A 17,175-nucleotide genomic window follows, 5' to 3' on the forward strand; every position below is an offset into this window, starting at 1 on the left:
TCTCTATTCTGCGCTCACTTCAAACTCGGGACGGTGAGTTTCAGGGGCTTTATACAAACATATCTTATTTCCGCCCTTGTCCGTGATATGTAACAAGGCCTTGGTCGCGGTCTCATCCAAAGTTTTGGCGGAATCACACAACGACGGATACTCACTGACACCCAAGCTGACGGAAACTTTTATTCCGTTATCCAAGAACGAGGTGCTTTCGATAATTCTTCGCACCCGTTCCGCTCTCAGGGCCGCCCCCTTCTTCGGACAATGTGGCAAAATCATCGCCAGCTCATTGGCTCCAGTACGGCAGGTAACATCATTCGTTCGACTTGTCTTAGAAATGATCGTGGCAACGCCTTTTAGCAACTCATCTCTCACCGCTTCACCCAAAGATGACTCGATCTCATAAAAATCATCCATGGAGATCTTCACAACCGAAAGGGGTTGCTTCAAACGGCGGGCCCGGGACACTTCATCCCCCAGAACCTTTTGATAATAATTGCGGTTATAAACCTCGGTCACGAAATCCGTAACCTCCAGCGCATCCACCTTCTTTTCCAGGGCAAAATTTGAATAGCACAAGGACAGCAGGGAAAACTCCTCGCCCATCTTTGTGACTTCATCCGTTGGCAAATTGCCGGAATAAACAAAAACACCTTCCAACGAACTGTGCGCATACAATGGCAAAGCTTTAGGAGGATTAAATCGGAAGGCTTCGACCAGCATCTCTGAAAAACGCGGCGGCAAAAGGCCCACGGCCATCTGACCGCTCAGCTCTTTCATATCAGCCGACTCAAGCTGAACACCCACACCCTGGATGTCCGAGGCCGGGATTCCACTGGCATGAGTTGCAACAAACGAACGCACAGAAGGCAGAAACTTAAAGAACACACACAAGTTGCCGGGAATATGATTCAGATACTTTTGAATCAGATCCTCTTTGCTTTGTGCCGAACGATAATCGCCGATTCGGGTCGACAAAGCCGGTGCCGGGGTCTTTTCCGCCTCGGCCTGCTTCATACTTTTGACTGCGGCTTCATGAACCTGATCCATTTGCGCTTTGGTGGCATTCAAATCATCAAAAAGCTGCTCGTTCTGATAAGTCAGATACAATTTTTCACAGGCGCGATCCACCGCCCATACCAGACGTGATTCCAAAGCCACAGGCTCGTCGGAAATCACATCCACAAAGCCGTGCTCGTTATACTGCGCCAGGATATCAAACTGACCAATGGCGCTGACCGCGATAAAACGGATCTCTTCGTTGATCTTCTGCACCAACGTGACGAAATCACTCAGACTGCCCCCCAAGGCGGCCGTGGAGAAAATCAAAATATGGGGAGCGTTCTCTTTAAGTCTTTGTTCCAGCGTTTCGGGGTCCTGGAAGAAATAGGCATCATAGCCCGCCTGCGAAAGATAAACTTTCGTAGAAGCTCCAATATCCACGTCCGTGGTGAAGACAAAAACCGTAAATTGAGAACTATAGTCGCGAATGTTCAATTAGATCCTCTTTCCAGGGCGACGAATTTCAACGTGGTAACTGTCCAGTTTCGAGGTTTTGACCGGAGCTGCCGCTTTGGGTGGAACAATAAAGTTCACTGGCGTCAGCTCATCATCCATGGCATCCATCTCTGCCAGGCTTGCACCCGCCGCAGGTTCTGCTTTTACCGCAGTGGCTTTGATTTCCTCGGCCGCCACAGAGACTTCCTCTTCAACCTCGACTTCCACCTCAACCTCTTCTTCCTGAACTGCCTGATCTCCCATAAAGCCATCAATGAACGTCAGTTCATCTTCCGCCGCAGGGACTTGTTTTTTCACTTTCATCTTCTTCACAACTTTTTTGGTTGTGACTTCGGGGCGGGCCGCTTCTTCAGCAGGCTTGACTTCCGCCACCTCTGGCAACTCTTCCAGAAGGTTGTCGATGTTCACATCCAAAGGCGACGCCGGCGCCGCCTCCACTGCCGGTTGCTGGGATTCTTCGAAGTTTGCCACAGCTTCGGCGCGGTGCTCGGATTCCAGCTTTAAGCTTGGCAGATCCTGCATCACGATCACTTCTTCCTGAACTTCCGGTTGCGGGGCCACTGGCGCCTGCATCACCGGCACACCCATGGTCTTTCTGAACAGGATCATCACCTTGGTTCCCTGACCACGCTGGGATTCCACCCGCACTTCCGCGTTGTGTTCTTTTAAAATCCCGAAGGCCACTGACAATCCCAGTCCCATGTGGTTCTGGAACGAGCGGGTCGTAAAGAACGGATCAAAGATTTTTTCAATGTTGGCAGCATCGATACCTTCACCGCAGTCTTCAATGGTCAGATGAGTTCCACGCTCATCTTCGAAAATATCCAGTTTGATTTCCTTTTTCGCCATGCGCTCCATGGCTTCCACAGAGTTGGTCAAGATATTCACCAACGCCTTGGTGACGGCATCCACATCCATGTCCTTGGCAAAGGCATCCTGGAAGTTCTTGATCACTTTCACGCCTTTTTGCGAAAGCAGACTGTCCATTTCCTTCAAGGCACGCACCACGGGACCTTCGACACGGACGGCGTTTTTCTCTTTCACTTCTTCTCCGGCATAACCCAGAAGTTTATCCAGCACACTGCGGGCCGCACGGGTTTCACGCAAGATGGATTCCGTGCTTTGCACCACTTCGCTATCCGGATGCTTTGCCAGAATCATCTGTGAATAGCCCAGAATCGAAGCCAACGGTCCGCGCATTTCATGCGCCAGTGCCGACGCCACACGAGTGGCGGCATTCAGGCGTTCTTTGTGGGCAATTTCGGGATCTTGAGCGACAACTTTTTCAACCACAGGTGCTGGTGCCGGCTTGGCCTTGGCTTCAGCCAGCGCGTGCTCCAGATTTTCAATTTCCTTTTCCGCCGGGGAAATCACCCACAGGGCCGCCGCTGTTCCCACCAGCACAAGTCCCGCCCCCAGCAGAAGGAACTGCCACCACAAGCCGCTGCGCCCCTTCATGGCCTCTTTCAGCGGAGCCGAGCTCAACACCAGAAGATTGCTTTGCGGGATGGACTCATACATGCCGTAAAGTTCCTGACCGGATTTCAATTTGAAAACAGAACTGCCGTGGGATGAACCGCTTTTTTGTGCTTCCTGGAAAACAGGATCATCGCGCATCACCGTGCCCAGATACTCAGGCACCGAATGCCCCACGGTCAGACCCGAGGACGTGACGATCGAAAACGCGCTCAGGCTGCCTTTTTGTGCATCGATCATGGATTGGAAAATTTCGCCCGAGCCAAACAAAGCATAAGCACGGGAGCCTTCAATGAACACCAGTGCCACATAACGGCCGCGCTGCGCGTCCTGGAAAGGTTTCACATAAAAGCGCTCGTCACCACTTCGACCTGTCAGATTACCGATAGCCGCTTTGATGAATTCCTTGCTCCAGTTGGCAGCTTTGGAATTTTCACGCACAGACAAAGCCTGCGGATCAAGTTCATTGCCACGCACCGAGAAAGCCCCCACCGCGTAATAGGGAGCCAATGAATTCCAGTTCATTTTTCCCTTTTGGAAGTTGTCGGCATTCAGATTCGCCACCACCCGCTGCAGGGATTTTAGCTCCACCGCCAAAGAATGATTGATGGCCCCCAACTGCGTGCGTGTCTGCGCCTCGACCCAACTCATGCGATCACCATAGACGAAGCTATCGGTCCGCCACAAAACAGCACTGATAAACAGCGCCGCCACAGCAATCAGAACGACGATGAGTTTAACTTTCATTGAGGCAGTTCCTTCCCTGGAAAAATGAACGAGATACCTTTGATTTCATTGTAGTTTTAGAAACTGGTAAGAATCAAGCAAGAGTCCTTTGCAAATGCCACTAAAAGGAGTAGAAGATCCTCACTATGAGTACTCACCGCTGCGACGTTTTGATTATCGGCTCTGGCACTGCTGGATTGGCTTTGGCGCTGAAGCTGTCTGAAAAAGGAAAAGTCGTCGTCCTCGCCAAAGAAAGCGCGGGCGGCACCAATTCGGCCATGGCCCAAGGGGGGATCTCGGCCGTGATGTCCGAGGAAGACAGTTTTGAGTCTCATGTTCAGGACACTTTGGAGGCCGGAGCGGGTCTTTGCAAAGAAACTGTGGTTCGCGATTATGTAGAGCAAGCCCCTGAACGGATTAAGGATTTAACAAACTGGGGCGTCCATTTTGACGTTCGTCGCAAAGGCACCAAAGAGACCTACGAAATCGATTTGACGCGCGAAGGCGGACACAGCAAGCGACGCATCCTTCACTTCGAAGATCAAACCGGATTGGAAATTCACCGCACGCTTTTGGCTCGTGCCTTGGAAAATCCGAACATCACACTGATGGAAAAATTCTATGCGATCGACCTTATCGTCAACAAAGAGGTCGACCCCACGGACATGACCCCGGTGACCTGTGTGGGCAGCTATGCCCTGAATAAAGAAACCGGCGAAGTGCATACTTTTATAGCAAAAAACACCATCCTAGCCACCGGAGGCGCCGGCAAAGTGTATCTGTACACCTCCAACTGGAGCGGAGCTACCGGTGATGGCATTGCCATGGCCTACCGAGTGGGGGCACGCATCGCCAATTTGGAATTCATGCAGTTTCATCCGACCTGCCTGTACCACCGCGAATCCCGCAACTTCCTGATCTCCGAAGCCCTGCGTGGCGAAGGTGGAGAACTGGTGGACGCCCAAGGCAATGCCTTCATGCACAAGTATCACAAACTGGGCTCACTGGCTCCGCGGGATGTGGTGGCCCGATCGATTGATAAAGAAATGAAAAAGACCGGCGCGGAATGTGTCTATCTGGACATGACCAAGCTGGATCGTGAGTTCCTTAAACAGCGCTTCCCGACAATCTTCAACAAATGCGAAGAATTCGGCATCGACATGAGCAAACAACCCATTCCGGTGGTTCCTGCCGCTCACTATCTTTGCGGTGGCGTCCTGACAGATGTGACCGGGCGCACGGACATCACCGGCCTTTGGGCCATCGGTGAAACCGCCTGCACCGGCCTGCATGGAGCCAACCGCCTGGCTTCCAATTCTTTATTGGAATGCCTGACAACAGCTCACAATTGCGCTGAAGAAATTAAAGCGCACTGGAACTCTTACTCCTTGTACGCAAAAGAGCCCAAACCCTGGACTCATCCTCAGGAATCCAACGATGACGAGATGATCGTGATCAATCATATGTGGGACGAAATCCGTCGCCTGATGTGGAACTATATGGGCATTGTCCGGTCCAACAAACGTCTGGCACGCGCCCAGCATCGTCTTAAAAATATTCTTTCAGAGACCAAAGAATATTATTCCAACATGAAAATTCATTCAGACATTTTAGAGCTGCGTAACATTGCGATCGTTGCCGACCTGTCGGTGGAATGTGCTCTTCGTCGACATGAGTCCAGAGGCATCCATTACAACCTCGACTATCCAGAAAAGAGCAAGACCGCTCAGGATACAATCGTCGTTCGAGGCCTGAATTGACTTGCCCGTGTGGGTGGGGTCGCGGCAAGCTAAGACAGTATGTACAAAAGATCTGAAGGTTTCTTTAAAGGCTATCAAGACATCAATTTGTTCTTCCAGATTTGGGACAATCCCGAAGCGCGCGGAACGGTCATCATCACTCATGGCCATGGTGAACATTCCGAGTCTTATCACCGCCTGATCAAGGCGTTCGAAAATGACAAGTGGAGCTTCTATGGCTGGGATCTGCGCGGTCACGGTCGATCCGAGGGACGTCGCGGCTACGTTGCGGAATTTGACGACTACTGCAGGGACTACAAAATCTTTTTGAACATGGTTTTGCAACAGGAAAAAGTTCGCAAAGGGCCGGTGATTTTGTACTGCCACTCTATGGGCGGATTGATTCAGCTAAAAACTCTTTTGCAAAACTCTGATATTGATTTCACAGCTATGGTGATCAGCGCTCCACTGCTGGGACTGACAGTTCCCGTACCGGCGTTTAAATCCGCCGGAGCAGGTCTGCTGAATAAGATTCTGCCGCAGATCACAATGGGGAACGAGCTGACCAACGACATGCTGACACGTGATCCGGATGTGATTCGCGAATATGAACAGGATGCCCTTCGCCACACGCGCGTGTCCCCGGGTGCTTTCCTGGGCTTCCTGGAGTCGTTTGATTACGTCAATCCCCGCGCCAATCAATTAACAAAACCTGCTCTGGTGATTGTTTCGGATTCCGATCCGGTGATCAGCACGGCGGCCACCAAAGCTTTGTATGAGCATCTGGGAAGTTCTCAAAAAGAACTCTTCGTTTATCCCAATGCCAAGCATGAGCTGATCAACGATACCATCCGCCAAACAGTTTTTGCGGATATCAAAAAGTTTCTCGACGGTTTTTTGGAGTCCAAGTAATGAAACAACTTTTCAGTCTTATCCTTGTCACCCTTCTTTCAGCCTGTGCCACAACTTACGAAGTCACTCCTTCCGGCCGCACCTTGCGCACGTCGGATCAATACATGGAAGTTCTGGAACAGCACGCTGACAAGATCCGCAGCTATTCCGGTTTTTATAATGTTCTGGATGTTGAAGGCGTTGCCTTGAATTCCAAAGTGGCCGCGGCCCAGTTGGATCAGAACGTGCGTCTGTATCAATGGAGTGACAGCAAGTATCAGGAAGAAAAGATCAAATTTGAACAGCGCTTGAGCAAACAGGCAGAATTCTTTGTCAGCTTCTTCACTCCGGAAAGAAAGAACGACGATCTTTTCAAAGACACCACGATGTGGAGAATTTTCCTGGATGTCGATGGTCGCCGCTTTGAAGGCAAGGCCACTCGTGTGAAGCTTCCCCTGGCGGAAATTCAAGGGATCTATCCCTTCCACAATCGCTTTGCCACGCCTTATATTTTCACTTTCCCGGTTCCAATGCTTTCGATTGAAAGCAAAGAGATGAAGGTCACCATGACGGGTCCGGTGGGCTCAGGAACACTGACGATCAAACCGTGATTATTTCGATTCTATTCGATGTCGGGCCTCTTCAGGACTGACGTACTTTGAAAAGATGCGGAGGAAACTCCCATCTTTTTTCATTTCATCGAAAGCTTTTTCCAGCAACTGACGTTCCTGCTGACTGACCCGGCGCTTTGATATAAAAGCCCCAATCTCGACCCGCACAGAAGGGTCCTCCACCCGCGCCACCAGTTTTTCCATTTTTAGTTTGGCAATATGATGTGAATTGACGATTCCAGAAAAAAGAACCGCCTGCACACGACCGGCTTTCAGCAGATGAAAAGCTCCCTCGGGGCCCGGTGTACCCAACAGACGGCCTTCTTTCAAAAGCTGCTCTTCCTGCTCTTTGTCGATCATATTCCAGCCACCGATAAGATGCGCAAACTTGATCTTTTTATCCTGAAGATAGTCTTCGATTTTCCAGTCTGGTCGATGGCTGCTTTGCGCCACCAGCATTTCACGATAGTTGGTATAAAGGCGAACGAAGTGTCCCCCTTTGGCATAACCCGACTGCTCGGCCCCTAACAACACAATATCAGAGCGGCCACGGGACATATTCTCAATCCCCACCGGCATCGAACGCTCCGTCTCAATAAAGGTGCAGCCCAAACGGTTTTGAAGTTCGACGGTGAGATCATGAGCCAACCCCTGCAGACGGCCATTCTTGCGAATCGCCAGGGGTTCAAAATCACTGATATCCACAAGGTAACGGCGCGTGCAGGTCGCGGATCTTTTGACAGCCTCTTTATCCTGCGCAGGAACTTCGCGCACAAGAAACGCCAATAACAAAAAGAAAAAAAACAGCCTCGGCAACATCATCTCTCAAATCCTAACCTCTTCTCGGCAACCTTGAGTAAGGTTTTAAGAAAGTTACAGACTCTTAAGATTTACAGAGGCCTTGCGAGCATCAAGAGCGCTTAAAGCGACGAAGAACTTCCATCTCAAAAAGAGGCTTGGCCATCTTCGCAATTTTCAGCCCCACACCGGTCAAACCCGAGGGTTCCACGACTTCCAGATCATGCAAGATCGCTTCACGAATGACCTGGGCATACTTCATTGGTGAAATAGTGTCCGTAGGAACCTCGAAGTTTTTGGAATAAAGATTTTCGACTTCATCAAACATGCGGGTTCGGACCGCCGGCGTGATGAGCAACAGCGTGGACACTCCGGTATCCTTCAGCTCAAGACGAATGCAGTTTGTGAAGGCCACAACGGCCGCCTTGGAGGCAGCATAAGTCGAAGCACAGGGAAAATGCATATAAGCCGAAACGCTGGAATTATTGATGATTTTTCCGCGTTTTCTTTTCAACATGCCCGGCAGAATTCCATGCGTCAGATGCACCAGAGCGTTCACATTCACCTGCAGCATCTTGTAGATATCGTCAATCGGCTGCTTTTCAATCAATCCGCCCGTCAACATCCCAGCGTTGTTAAACAGAATATCCACCGGCACCTCCGCCAATTGCGCCAGCAGCGCATCAACACCCTCGCGCGTGGATAAATCTGCTTCATGCACAGTGACGGACTTAGCACCAAGCTCGGTCAACTCTTTAACGATTTCCTCGTCATACTTACGCAAAACCACATGCAGATGAGCCTTATCTTCGGCACACATCTTAGCAAAAGCACGACCGATTCCGCGGCTGGCTCCGGTGATCAGAATTTGTCTGTTGCTGATTTCCATAGTGCTTATCCTTCCTTGATTTCAGTTCCAGGGCCCAGACCCCAGGATTTCAAGATTTCGATTTCTTCAGCGGCGGACATGGCTTTTTTAAACTTGGCACCCGACTGGCCACTGACACGCTTTTGACATGAAGGCCAAGTGCGATGACGATACACCAGCCCCCCCAGATTGCTCAGATAGCTGAAGGCTTCTTTCTTCTTTTCGCCATTACCCTTCATTTCCGGCAACGCCGTGTTCGTGGGAACATTCAAAAGATCAATTCCATAGTGTTCCAGGTCGCCACGATACAACTGGATATATTCTTTTTTAGAAAAGGCCACCGCAATGCGATCACAGCGTTCATTCCCCGGAGTTCCCATGTGCCCGCGGGAATACAACCATTCAATTTTCCCTTGAGCTCCACGCGCCGCCACCACTTGAGAAATGTCCTCCCAAAGATCACGATTGGAAACTTCACCGCCCTCCGCGGTTTGCCAGTTTTTGCGGCGCCAGCCGAAGATCCACTGCGTGATTCCGCGGATCAAATATGTCGAGTCAGTATAAAAATGAATCGGCATTTTCAAGTGAGCCACGGCACGAAGGGCCTCCAGAGCGGCCGTCATTTCCATGCGATTGTTGGTGGTGGAGGATTCTCCCGCCCCCAGCTCCAGCACTTGATTATCAGGGAAAAGCAGAACGCTACCCCAGCCCCCAGGACCCGGGTTTCCAGAACACGCACCATCGGAATAAATCAGAATATAATCTCTCGGTTTTTGCACCCGATCATCCTCATCGTGTTGCCCGGGACTGTCAAGGCCACCCGTTTCTCAAGCCGGCCCCTTTTGGGGCTGGTGGCTAAACATTGGACAGTCCTGTGTGCTTATAATGGCCCAGGCTGAATTTATTACTGGCACCGTCTTCGCAACAATATTCACGGACAGGACTTTAGGAGCTTTTTAAGCTCTGAGGAGAAGCTATGGTTATTGCAATTCGTCCCCTTATTGGTTTTGTACTGACGGCGCTGATGGCAGCACCGGTGTTTGCCAATAACAATGCTTCTGTCACCTCCCCCACTTCTGTCATCCAGGCCCCTAAGAAAGACGGCCGCCGCTGGAGTGGATTTGTCAGCGCCAGCCGATCGACCAATTTGGTGAACCATGACGATGGCACTCAGTCCGACGTCATGGACTATCTGGCCCGTTTGAATTTGAAGCTGACCAACAATTTCTCCTTGCGCGTGCAAGGGGGCTATTCGCAAGACCTGAAAGACGCCCAAAATGATGACTTCAGCAACACCTCCGTATCCCTGCGTCGCGCACCTTTTGATCTGAACCAAAGTTTCAAAGGCACTTATCGTGTGGGTATGATTGCCCCGACTTCCAAAGATGCATATAAAAGACAGAACCTGCTGACCGGGGTCACCGCCGGTGGCGACCTGATGATCAACCCGGATCGTCTCATTACGGGACTGGACATCCTGGGTGGCGTCAGCGTTACACGCAACTTCCACCAATATGAAACTGCGCTGGATGGAGCCGTGAACACACAATACAGCTCTTCTCAGATGGTTTCCATTTCTTATTCCTTTGAATCGGGAATCGCCTTGTCCGCCACATTCACTCACATGAACACCTGGTCCTACCAGAACGTCATGAGAGACTCTTTCGACTTCAGTCAGGAAATTGGCTATGACATCTCCCCGTCCTTCAACATCGCCGCAGGTCACACCAACTCAGGTTCCACACTCAGACCCAACGGCACAGATTCCAACGTCAAATTGCTGGATGAGGAAAGCTCTTTGATCTACGCCTCAGCAACATTTGTTTTCTAGGAACCGTATGAAGCTTTGGCTGGCAGCATTCTTATTATTTGTGTGCATCCAGCCCGGGATTTCTCTGGCCACGCCTCCCGTTGATATTGTCTTCGACATCGACTGGACAACCTTTTATTCCATTGAAAATGCCAACGAAAATGACCCTCAACAGCGCACTGTCGAAGGCAAAACCTATCGTTATACGGATTTTTTACCAGAGGTGATTGAAACCCTGCTTCTGCGCCATCCCGAAGTGCGCATCAGTTTCTTCAGCGGCGGAGACAGATCCCGCAATGAAGCTTTACTGGAGCAAGTGCATTTATCTGACGGTCGGTCTTTGCGGGACATTGCTTATCGTGTATTTTCCAAGGAACATCTGAAGGTGGTGTCTCAAGACGAGACCATCCGATTTTCCAAAAGCAACAAAAAAGATCTGGCGCTAGTGATGCCCGAATCCCATCCCGCTCGCACCATTCTGATCGACGATCAAGTGGAGTTCGCTGTAAAGCCCTATAAGGCCGTGTCCTCGTTGGGGTTCTTCAATTTTAGCCCGGAATTCATAGCTCCACTGGCGGGGGAATCCTATGCTCCGAAAACCCGCGCTGAATGGCTGCAAGAGCGAAAGAAGGCCCTGGTATGGCTTCACCTTCTGGATGAAGCCCTCAAAGAAAGCAGAACAAAGGGGACTCACTTCGCTGATGAGGTTTCCCGTCTGTGGGATCTCAAATCCGCAAGCCCCCTGGCTCGCCTTTACGGAGCTCGCCTGATCAATTCCCCGCGCGCAGTTTCCTGCCAGAAGGTGTTTGCTCTTTAGCAGCCTCTTTTTTGATTAAATCCCTCATCGTGATCATGTGCAGACCCAGTTCTTCATTATACTCCAGCGTGTAGCGGGCTGGATAATATCCTGTTTCCGCGACAGCTTCGGCCATGGGAATGGGACTTTCAAAAGCAGTGGTTGTCTGGATGAACTCTTGGGTGATCATGGGCTCCAGGAAGTTCATTTTGCCGCCATAGAATCCGTAGATAAAGGTACTTGTGAACGGTTGCCCGTTGTATTCCGGCGAACGCGGGTCCACCCAATGCCATCCCATTTGCGGAACTGGCTCTGGTGTTGGCACATAAAACGGTGGAATCTGATTTGCGGGAGCCATCTGCATGCAAACGGCATGATCATCCCCCTGGCAGGTGATGGCTTCTCGCTGTGCCGGAGATATCAAATAGAAATGGAAATCGAAGTGCGGTTTGCCGTATATACTGTCAGGTTCATGTCCATGCGGCATCCAGTTTAAAACAATGTGATTGTAAGGTGGCAAGAAAACCACCGTCGGCAAAGACACTACATACTGACCCGGCTCGTGCTCAGGAAGTCCCTGCAATGCCTCTCGGGGAAACGCCACGCCAATAGCCAGAGGCTCCCCTGTGTCCGAGGCTTCAACAAAGGATCTTACAGTGGCGCCCCCCAGAGCCACTGGCGGCCCCCAGATCGTGACTGCCTGTGCGATAGATGAAAGCGCGAATGAAATCAGAAAAGCGAAGGAAAACCTTTTCATAAATAACCCCCATGTTTGACCATAGCTAAATCCGCGTCTCAATCTGAGACAAGATTCATCCCGAAAAATTGTCGGGAATCAGAACGGATCTGGGCTCAAATTTAAAAAGGCCCGAATTGTCCCCTGACTAAAATCTCGACAGCTTCCAACGCTGTAATGCAAATAATTCCAACTGGGACCAAAGCACCGTGGCACCTTCGATGCATTTATTCCTTTCAGGAGAGAGTCATCCTTGGCAAAGCCCCTATATTCGATATGGGCTTCAGAGGGTGACATTTTAGGAATGGAGAGAGTTATGTCTAACAAGACTCAATACGCAAAGGCCCTGACCGCTCTGGTTGCTTTCGCACTGTTTGCTTCGGGTTGTACGAAGAAAAGAGATGCGGCGCTGCCCGAAGAAGCTCAGGAATCCATCTTTGCGATCAAAGAAACAGATGCCTTGCAGGCTGAATCTGCAGATATGCAGGTCACAACTGACGAGCGTCTGACAAACTTGAGCTTGGGTGATGCCTCCAAAGCCACTGCTGAAAAAGGTGTGGTTGCAGTTACAGACGTTAAAGTTCCAAACCGTCTGAAGTTCATGTTTAAAGGGCTTGAAATGACAGGACAAGCGGGTCGCTCCTACCCGATCACTCTGTCTGTAGACAGACAGTTCGTCACAGCCTACAAAATTGTATCGGATGTTTCTGAACTTTCCATTCTTGAAAAACAGTTGGCTCAGGTGAAAGAAGAAGTTGTTCTGCAAAAACAACTGCAAAAAGCCAAAGACAACTCCAAAGTAAAATCTCTTCTGGCAAATCTAAAACAGGTCCGCGCTCAAAAAGCGACAGCTTTGGCTAAAAAAGACGCCAAGATCCTGGTTCCATTGTTCAAATTCAAAATCACTGGTTACGGCGTTCTGCAAAGAACAAAGAACCAACTGAATGAAGAAACCTCCACACTTCGTCTTAAAACAACAGACTGGGCGGATGCGACTCACTTCCAGATGTCCATCAATCCATCTGACCGTATGCCAGTGGGCATTGACGCCGCTTCCCGCGGTGATCTGGATCGCACTTTTGTCATGGACCGCATCAATAACAAAGTCATGACTGCGAAAACTCTGAAAGAAGAGTTCCAAATCCCAGTTGCAATGCAGGAAAATGCCCGCGTTCTGACTTTGTTGGATGTGGATGCTTTGCATGTCTTTGAAATCGGTCAAATCGGCAAAACCGAATTGAGCGATTCCCAAATGCAACAGTTGAAACTGGGTTCCAACAAGTCCAATGTGCGCCAGTGTTCTGCGGAGCTGGTGAAAACTCTTCCTGCAGAAGCTCAGGAAGGTTGTATCCTGATCCTTCGTTATGATGTTCCGGTTTCCTACGTTCGCGCTGAACTGCCAGTGGTGGATTATGATGGCAATCAGGATGCGACGGTCTCCTTCAAGCCAGTGCGCGCAGTTGAAAACACGGGTCTGGTACAGATCGAACAAAATGTTCAACCTAAGAAAATTGAAGCTAACAACGAAATGGATCCACGCACGACTCTTCGTGTGGCGGACATCAAAGGTAAAGAGTTCTTCTTCAAACGTACTTTGGAAGATGCTCCAGAAACAACGATCTTCCCTCCTGGTATGGCAGGTGCGTTGACTATTGTTAAATTCGATCTGGAAGAAAACCGTCTGGTGGTTCGTAAAGCTGATAAATTGTTGAACCATAAAAACGGATCTAACGCGATGGAATACGAAGAGCTGATGTCCATCCCGGTTAAGTACTTCAAACACGACAAAAAAGACGCGTCGGGTGCTGACTACTCCATGATCCGCATGACTCCGGCGACTCGCGTGGATGCTGAGTTCATTGAAATCGACTGGACTCGTAACACCCTGACCACCGACTATTCTCCTTACGAGTCTCTATATAATGTTTGCATCCGCTCTCTAGCCGACACACAGGTGTCTGACGTGGACATGAATTTGGAGAAGGGCTCTTTGAACTTCACATTTAACTACTCTGTAGGTCTTGCAGACTACTGTACCTCAGAGTATACAGTGACGAACAGCTACAACGGGACTCCGAATAAGTCGACAACGGCACGCCTAAAAGAGCGTATTTCCTTCAAGTTGAACGACAACAAAACTGATAAAGCTTACGCTCCAGAAGTTCCATTCCGTGCACAAAATGCGATGGGATACGGTGTTTGGACGATCGGTCAAATCAATCCGACTGAAACAGGTCTGTATGGCCGTGAAGGTCAAGAGCGCAATATGACGGTTGTTCACGACTTCCGTGATGGCAAAACTCTGTTGTACACAGTCACGGGTCTTGAGCCTTCCGCGAAACTTCAACCTGAAATCCGTCAGTTGTTCATCGATACAACCAAAGAAGTTGTTGACGCATGGGACCTGGCTTACAGACAGGCCTTCAAGGGCACTCCGTTTGAACGCACTGGCCGCTATGTTGAGGTTCAGTTCGCGGGTCAAGATGGTATCGAGGCCAAAGTTGGTGACTTGAACAGAAACATCATCCACTTCGAAAATAAATTCAACGACAATCACGGCGTTTTGGGTGTGTCTCAGGTTGGTTACAACCCACGCTCTGGTATCGTGGTAGCGGACTCCCTGATTGTTTACGCGGGCAACTTGCAACAGTACATTGCCGGCACTCAGCGCAACCAACAGATCACTGTTTCTTGGAACGACCAAAAAGAAGCCTTCCGTCAGGCGGCTTTGAAACAGCTGACTCAACAGCAAGAGGCCGAAGCAGCGGCTGAAAAGCAGGCAGCCGCGGGCGCAAAAGCTGGTGGCACGACTGAAGAAAAAGTTCAGACAGCAACTCAGTTTGCAAAGAAAATTGCCAAACTAGCCCTGGCTCACAAAAAAGAAGTTGGCACTAAGGTGCAGACTAAAAACATTTCTGCAGTAACATCAAATGTTAAAGCTGCGGCTCAGTTGCGTAAGTCGCTGGGTGGCGAATCCGCCTTCAAATATGCTTCGCCAAATATGGAAAGCGGCTGGTTGGATCGCGTTCTTCGCAAGTTGAATGAAAACAAATCCATGGATGTGGCTGAACTTGAAGGCCTGGTTGCCAAAGAAATGCTTGCTTCCAAAGGTGCCAAGCTGAATCAGCGCGACAGAACCCAGTTGGAAGCGATGACTCGTCGTGGGGACATCCGCACGAAGCTGAGCTCTCATTTCAAGAACTCTCCGGGCTGTATGCTGACTGCTCGTGAATCCTTGGGCCGTAAATACGCTCAAAGCTCTTACAAAGATGCTCTTCGTGAGATGTTGTACTTCGACTTGGCCCATGAAATGGGTCACTCTCAAGGTCTGACTCACAACTTCATCGGTTCCTTCGATAAAGCGAACTTCAATAATATGGACGGCTCTGAGTCCAAGCGTAACTATTCCTCTATTATGGACTACTACGCTCCAGGTTCCTTCAGCTGGGATGGCATCGGTAAATACGACATCCACGCTTTGCGCGCTTCCCACACAGGTTTGTTGGAAAGCTCTCAGGCTGGTAAATACGTACACGTTGACCAGATCAAGAATGCTATGAAGTCCTGGAATAATGTGACTACCAACGCTGTTTCCAAGTACTTGAAGCCATACAAATACTGCACGGACATCCACGTACAGCTTGAACCAACTTGCCAACGCTTTGACTCTGGTACCTCTGCGACTGAAATCGTGGAAAACCTGATCAAAGACTACGACGATGGATACGTCACGAACTACCACTCTTGGGGTCGTAACAACTTCTATCTGGGTTCTTCTGCAGCTGCTACGGGCAGATCCATGCACACCATGTTCTTGATGCGTCAGTTTATGGACGAGTTGTTCTACAAGCTGGTTCTGGGCATCGGCTCCCAGGAAGAGCGTCAGGACTACATGCAGGCGACATTGAAAGCGTACATCTTCTTCAATCAGTTGTTGAAGACTCCGGATGCAAACTCTCCGTTCTTGAGCGAGGAACGCTTCGAAGCGATTCCATACCAGTACAAGGAGACAAATGAAAAAGGTGAAGAAACTGGCAAAGTAATCACAGATATCGAAATCGTTGAAAAACGTGCTTTGCAGGACATGGCCATGGCCGAAGATCGTCTGGATACCGTGGGTATCGAATACGACAAATTGATGGCGATGAACTTCCTGACTATGAAAGGTTACCCAGAATACAAGTACTATGCGAACAGCATCCAGTTCTCTTTCCTGGATTTCGAGAAGTACATCCTGGGCATGTCTCCAGAAAGCAGCATCTATGTGAACACAATCACAGGTATGCTTCTGGATCAGTTGCAACCTTCGTTCACGAATGCTCACGCGATCCTGAGCCCGGCAGAAGGTTTGAAAGCGACTGTCACCCCAGCAATGAGAGCTTACGCAGGTATCTTCTCTGTCTTGAATCTTGAAGCTTCTACGCTGAGAGACAAAGACAACTTTGCGAACCTGTTCAAGGTAGGTACTTCTGTAGGTGCGGCTCCGACAGACCGTATTACCCTGAGCCAGTTGGGTGTTTCTGCGGACAGCAAAACACGCCTGACTTACTGGGCAGTGGACAACGCTTTGGCATCCGGCACTTTGTTGCAGGTTGCGGCGGAAAAGAACAACGTTCTTCAGGCTTCAGATGTTATCGTGCCAATGATCGAGAAGATGGTTGCTTTGCAAACTCAGGATCTTCTGACTCAAGGTAAGATGGCTGAACAGGTGAAAGCGGCGAAAGAAGCGCTGACTGCGAAATTGAATGAGCTGAACAAAGACGGAAAACTGGTTTCTGCGGAGCTTGTAAAAGCAAATCCACAGCTTTCTGTTGAAGGTCAGGTTGCAATGATGGAAGAGCTGAATAAACAAATCATCTCTGTATCCATCGCCCTTCTGACAGAGCAGAAAGGTGCTCAGGAAGCAGCTCAGCAACTTGCTGATCAAGCATCCCAGATCGAGGAAGTTCTGCCATTGTTCTCTCTGAACTTCACGGCTGTGAAGTCCGGCCTGGAAAAAACAGGTGCGGCTTTGAGCAAAAACAAAGGTTTTGAAGTTCTGGAACAATTGGGTGACGTGGTCGGTCAATTGGTGAATGGTTCCAACCTTGAAGTTTCCTACGGAATCATCATGAAGAACCTTGAGTTCCTCAACAAGCTAAGCTTGATGACGAACCCAGAGCTGAACAGACAATAATAAGACTCTCCGGCCCGGGCTCTTCTCTCTCTC

12 protein-coding genes are annotated in these 17,175 nt (G+C 49.8%); 6 read left to right on the forward strand and 6 right to left on the reverse strand.

Going from position 1 to position 17,175, the window contains the following annotated elements:
- Positions 1–3 precede the first annotated feature (3 nt).
- Together ACZ50P_RS13950 and ACZ50P_RS13955 are read right to left on the reverse strand one after the other, a co-directional pair.
- Positions 4–1,494 carry a diguanylate cyclase gene (locus ACZ50P_RS13950; protein WP_464131853.1) on the reverse strand — a complete coding sequence of 497 codons (1,491 nt, stop codon included), beginning with the start codon at positions 1,492–1,494 and terminating at the stop codon, positions 4–6.
- Entirely contained in the window at positions 1,495–3,738 is a 2,244-nt protein-coding gene (locus ACZ50P_RS13955) for a sensor histidine kinase (RefSeq protein WP_464131855.1), read from the reverse strand.
- A gap of 125 nt (positions 3,739–3,863) precedes the next feature.
- Here ACZ50P_RS13955 and nadB point away from each other — a divergent pair, with 125 nt between their 5' ends.
- From nadB to ACZ50P_RS13970, 3 genes are read left to right on the forward strand one after another with little or no spacing between them, the layout of a single operon-like run.
- Positions 3,864–5,477, forward strand: a complete 1,614-nt coding sequence (nadB, locus tag ACZ50P_RS13960; protein ID WP_464131857.1) for an L-aspartate oxidase — start codon at positions 3,864–3,866, stop codon at positions 5,475–5,477.
- A 39-nt stretch (positions 5,478–5,516) separates the two neighbouring features.
- Positions 5,517–6,368 (forward strand): alpha/beta hydrolase, encoded by an 852-nt coding sequence (locus ACZ50P_RS13965; protein ID WP_464131859.1) that lies wholly within the window; start codon positions 5,517–5,519, stop codon positions 6,366–6,368.
- Positions 6,368–6,958, forward strand: a complete 591-nt coding sequence (locus tag ACZ50P_RS13970) for a hypothetical protein (protein WP_464131860.1) — start codon at positions 6,368–6,370, stop codon at positions 6,956–6,958. Before ACZ50P_RS13965 ends, ACZ50P_RS13970 begins: the two co-directional genes overlap by 1 nt.
- Here the strand turns inward: ACZ50P_RS13970 and ACZ50P_RS13975 are convergent, their stop codons facing one another.
- The 3 genes from ACZ50P_RS13975 to ACZ50P_RS13985 form a co-directional block, all read right to left on the reverse strand.
- Positions 6,959–7,732: a substrate-binding periplasmic protein gene (locus ACZ50P_RS13975; protein WP_464131861.1), complete on the reverse strand. Its 774-nt coding sequence runs from the start codon at positions 7,730–7,732 to the stop codon at positions 6,959–6,961.
- 136 nt (positions 7,733–7,868) lie between these two features.
- Positions 7,869–8,645, reverse strand: a complete 777-nt coding sequence (locus ACZ50P_RS13980; protein ID WP_464118301.1) for an SDR family NAD(P)-dependent oxidoreductase — start codon at positions 8,643–8,645, stop codon at positions 7,869–7,871.
- A gap of 5 nt (positions 8,646–8,650) precedes the next feature.
- Positions 8,651–9,403 (reverse strand): RNase H family protein, encoded by a 753-nt coding sequence (locus tag ACZ50P_RS13985; RefSeq protein ID WP_464118302.1) that lies wholly within the window; start codon positions 9,401–9,403, stop codon positions 8,651–8,653.
- A gap of 197 nt (positions 9,404–9,600) precedes the next feature.
- On the opposite strand from ACZ50P_RS13985, the gene ACZ50P_RS13990 reads away from it, so the two are divergent.
- Positions 9,601–10,455 carry a hypothetical protein gene (locus tag ACZ50P_RS13990; RefSeq protein ID WP_464131863.1) on the forward strand — a complete coding sequence of 285 codons (855 nt, stop codon included), beginning with the start codon at positions 9,601–9,603 and terminating at the stop codon, positions 10,453–10,455.
- A 7-nt stretch (positions 10,456–10,462) separates the two neighbouring features.
- Complete coding sequence (locus ACZ50P_RS13995) at positions 10,463–11,251, forward strand: hypothetical protein (RefSeq protein WP_464131865.1); 789 nt, start codon at positions 10,463–10,465, stop codon at positions 11,249–11,251.
- Here ACZ50P_RS13995 and ACZ50P_RS14000 read toward each other — a convergent pair.
- On the reverse strand, positions 11,205–11,987 hold the full coding sequence (locus ACZ50P_RS14000) for a DUF5602 domain-containing protein (RefSeq protein ID WP_464118305.1): 783 nt from the start codon (positions 11,985–11,987) through the stop codon (positions 11,205–11,207). The genes ACZ50P_RS13995 and ACZ50P_RS14000 overlap by 47 nt on opposite strands.
- Before the next feature lie 295 nt (positions 11,988–12,282).
- On the opposite strand from ACZ50P_RS14000, the gene ACZ50P_RS14005 reads away from it, so the two are divergent.
- On the forward strand, positions 12,283–17,142 hold the full coding sequence (locus ACZ50P_RS14005; protein WP_464131867.1) for a zinc-dependent metalloprotease: 4,860 nt from the start codon (positions 12,283–12,285) through the stop codon (positions 17,140–17,142).
- The last annotated feature ends 33 nt before the right edge of the window (positions 17,143–17,175 follow it).

Source organism: Bdellovibrio sp. CKG001, from assembly GCF_055397465.1.

What these genes read in the sequence shown, in the direction of transcription:
- ACZ50P_RS14005 (WP_464131867.1), top strand. Translation starts at nt 12,283, where the DNA reads ATGTCTAACAAGACTCAATACGCAAAGGCCCTGACCGCTCTGGTTGCT.
- ACZ50P_RS13995 (WP_464131865.1), top strand. Translation starts at nt 10,463, where the DNA reads ATGAAGCTTTGGCTGGCAGCATTCTTATTATTTGTGTGCATCCAGCCC.
- ACZ50P_RS14000 (WP_464118305.1), bottom strand. Translation starts at nt 11,987, where the DNA reads ATGAAAAGGTTTTCCTTCGCTTTTCTGATTTCATTCGCGCTTTCATCT.
- ACZ50P_RS13970 (WP_464131860.1), top strand. Translation starts at nt 6,368, where the DNA reads ATGAAACAACTTTTCAGTCTTATCCTTGTCACCCTTCTTTCAGCCTGT.
- ACZ50P_RS13990 (WP_464131863.1), top strand. Translation starts at nt 9,601, where the DNA reads ATGGTTATTGCAATTCGTCCCCTTATTGGTTTTGTACTGACGGCGCTG.
- ACZ50P_RS13965 (WP_464131859.1), top strand. Translation starts at nt 5,517, where the DNA reads ATGTACAAAAGATCTGAAGGTTTCTTTAAAGGCTATCAAGACATCAAT.
- nadB (WP_464131857.1), top strand. Translation starts at nt 3,864, where the DNA reads ATGAGTACTCACCGCTGCGACGTTTTGATTATCGGCTCTGGCACTGCT.
- ACZ50P_RS13955 (WP_464131855.1), bottom strand. Translation starts at nt 3,738, where the DNA reads ATGAAAGTTAAACTCATCGTCGTTCTGATTGCTGTGGCGGCGCTGTTT.
- ACZ50P_RS13980 (WP_464118301.1), bottom strand. Translation starts at nt 8,645, where the DNA reads ATGGAAATCAGCAACAGACAAATTCTGATCACCGGAGCCAGCCGCGGA.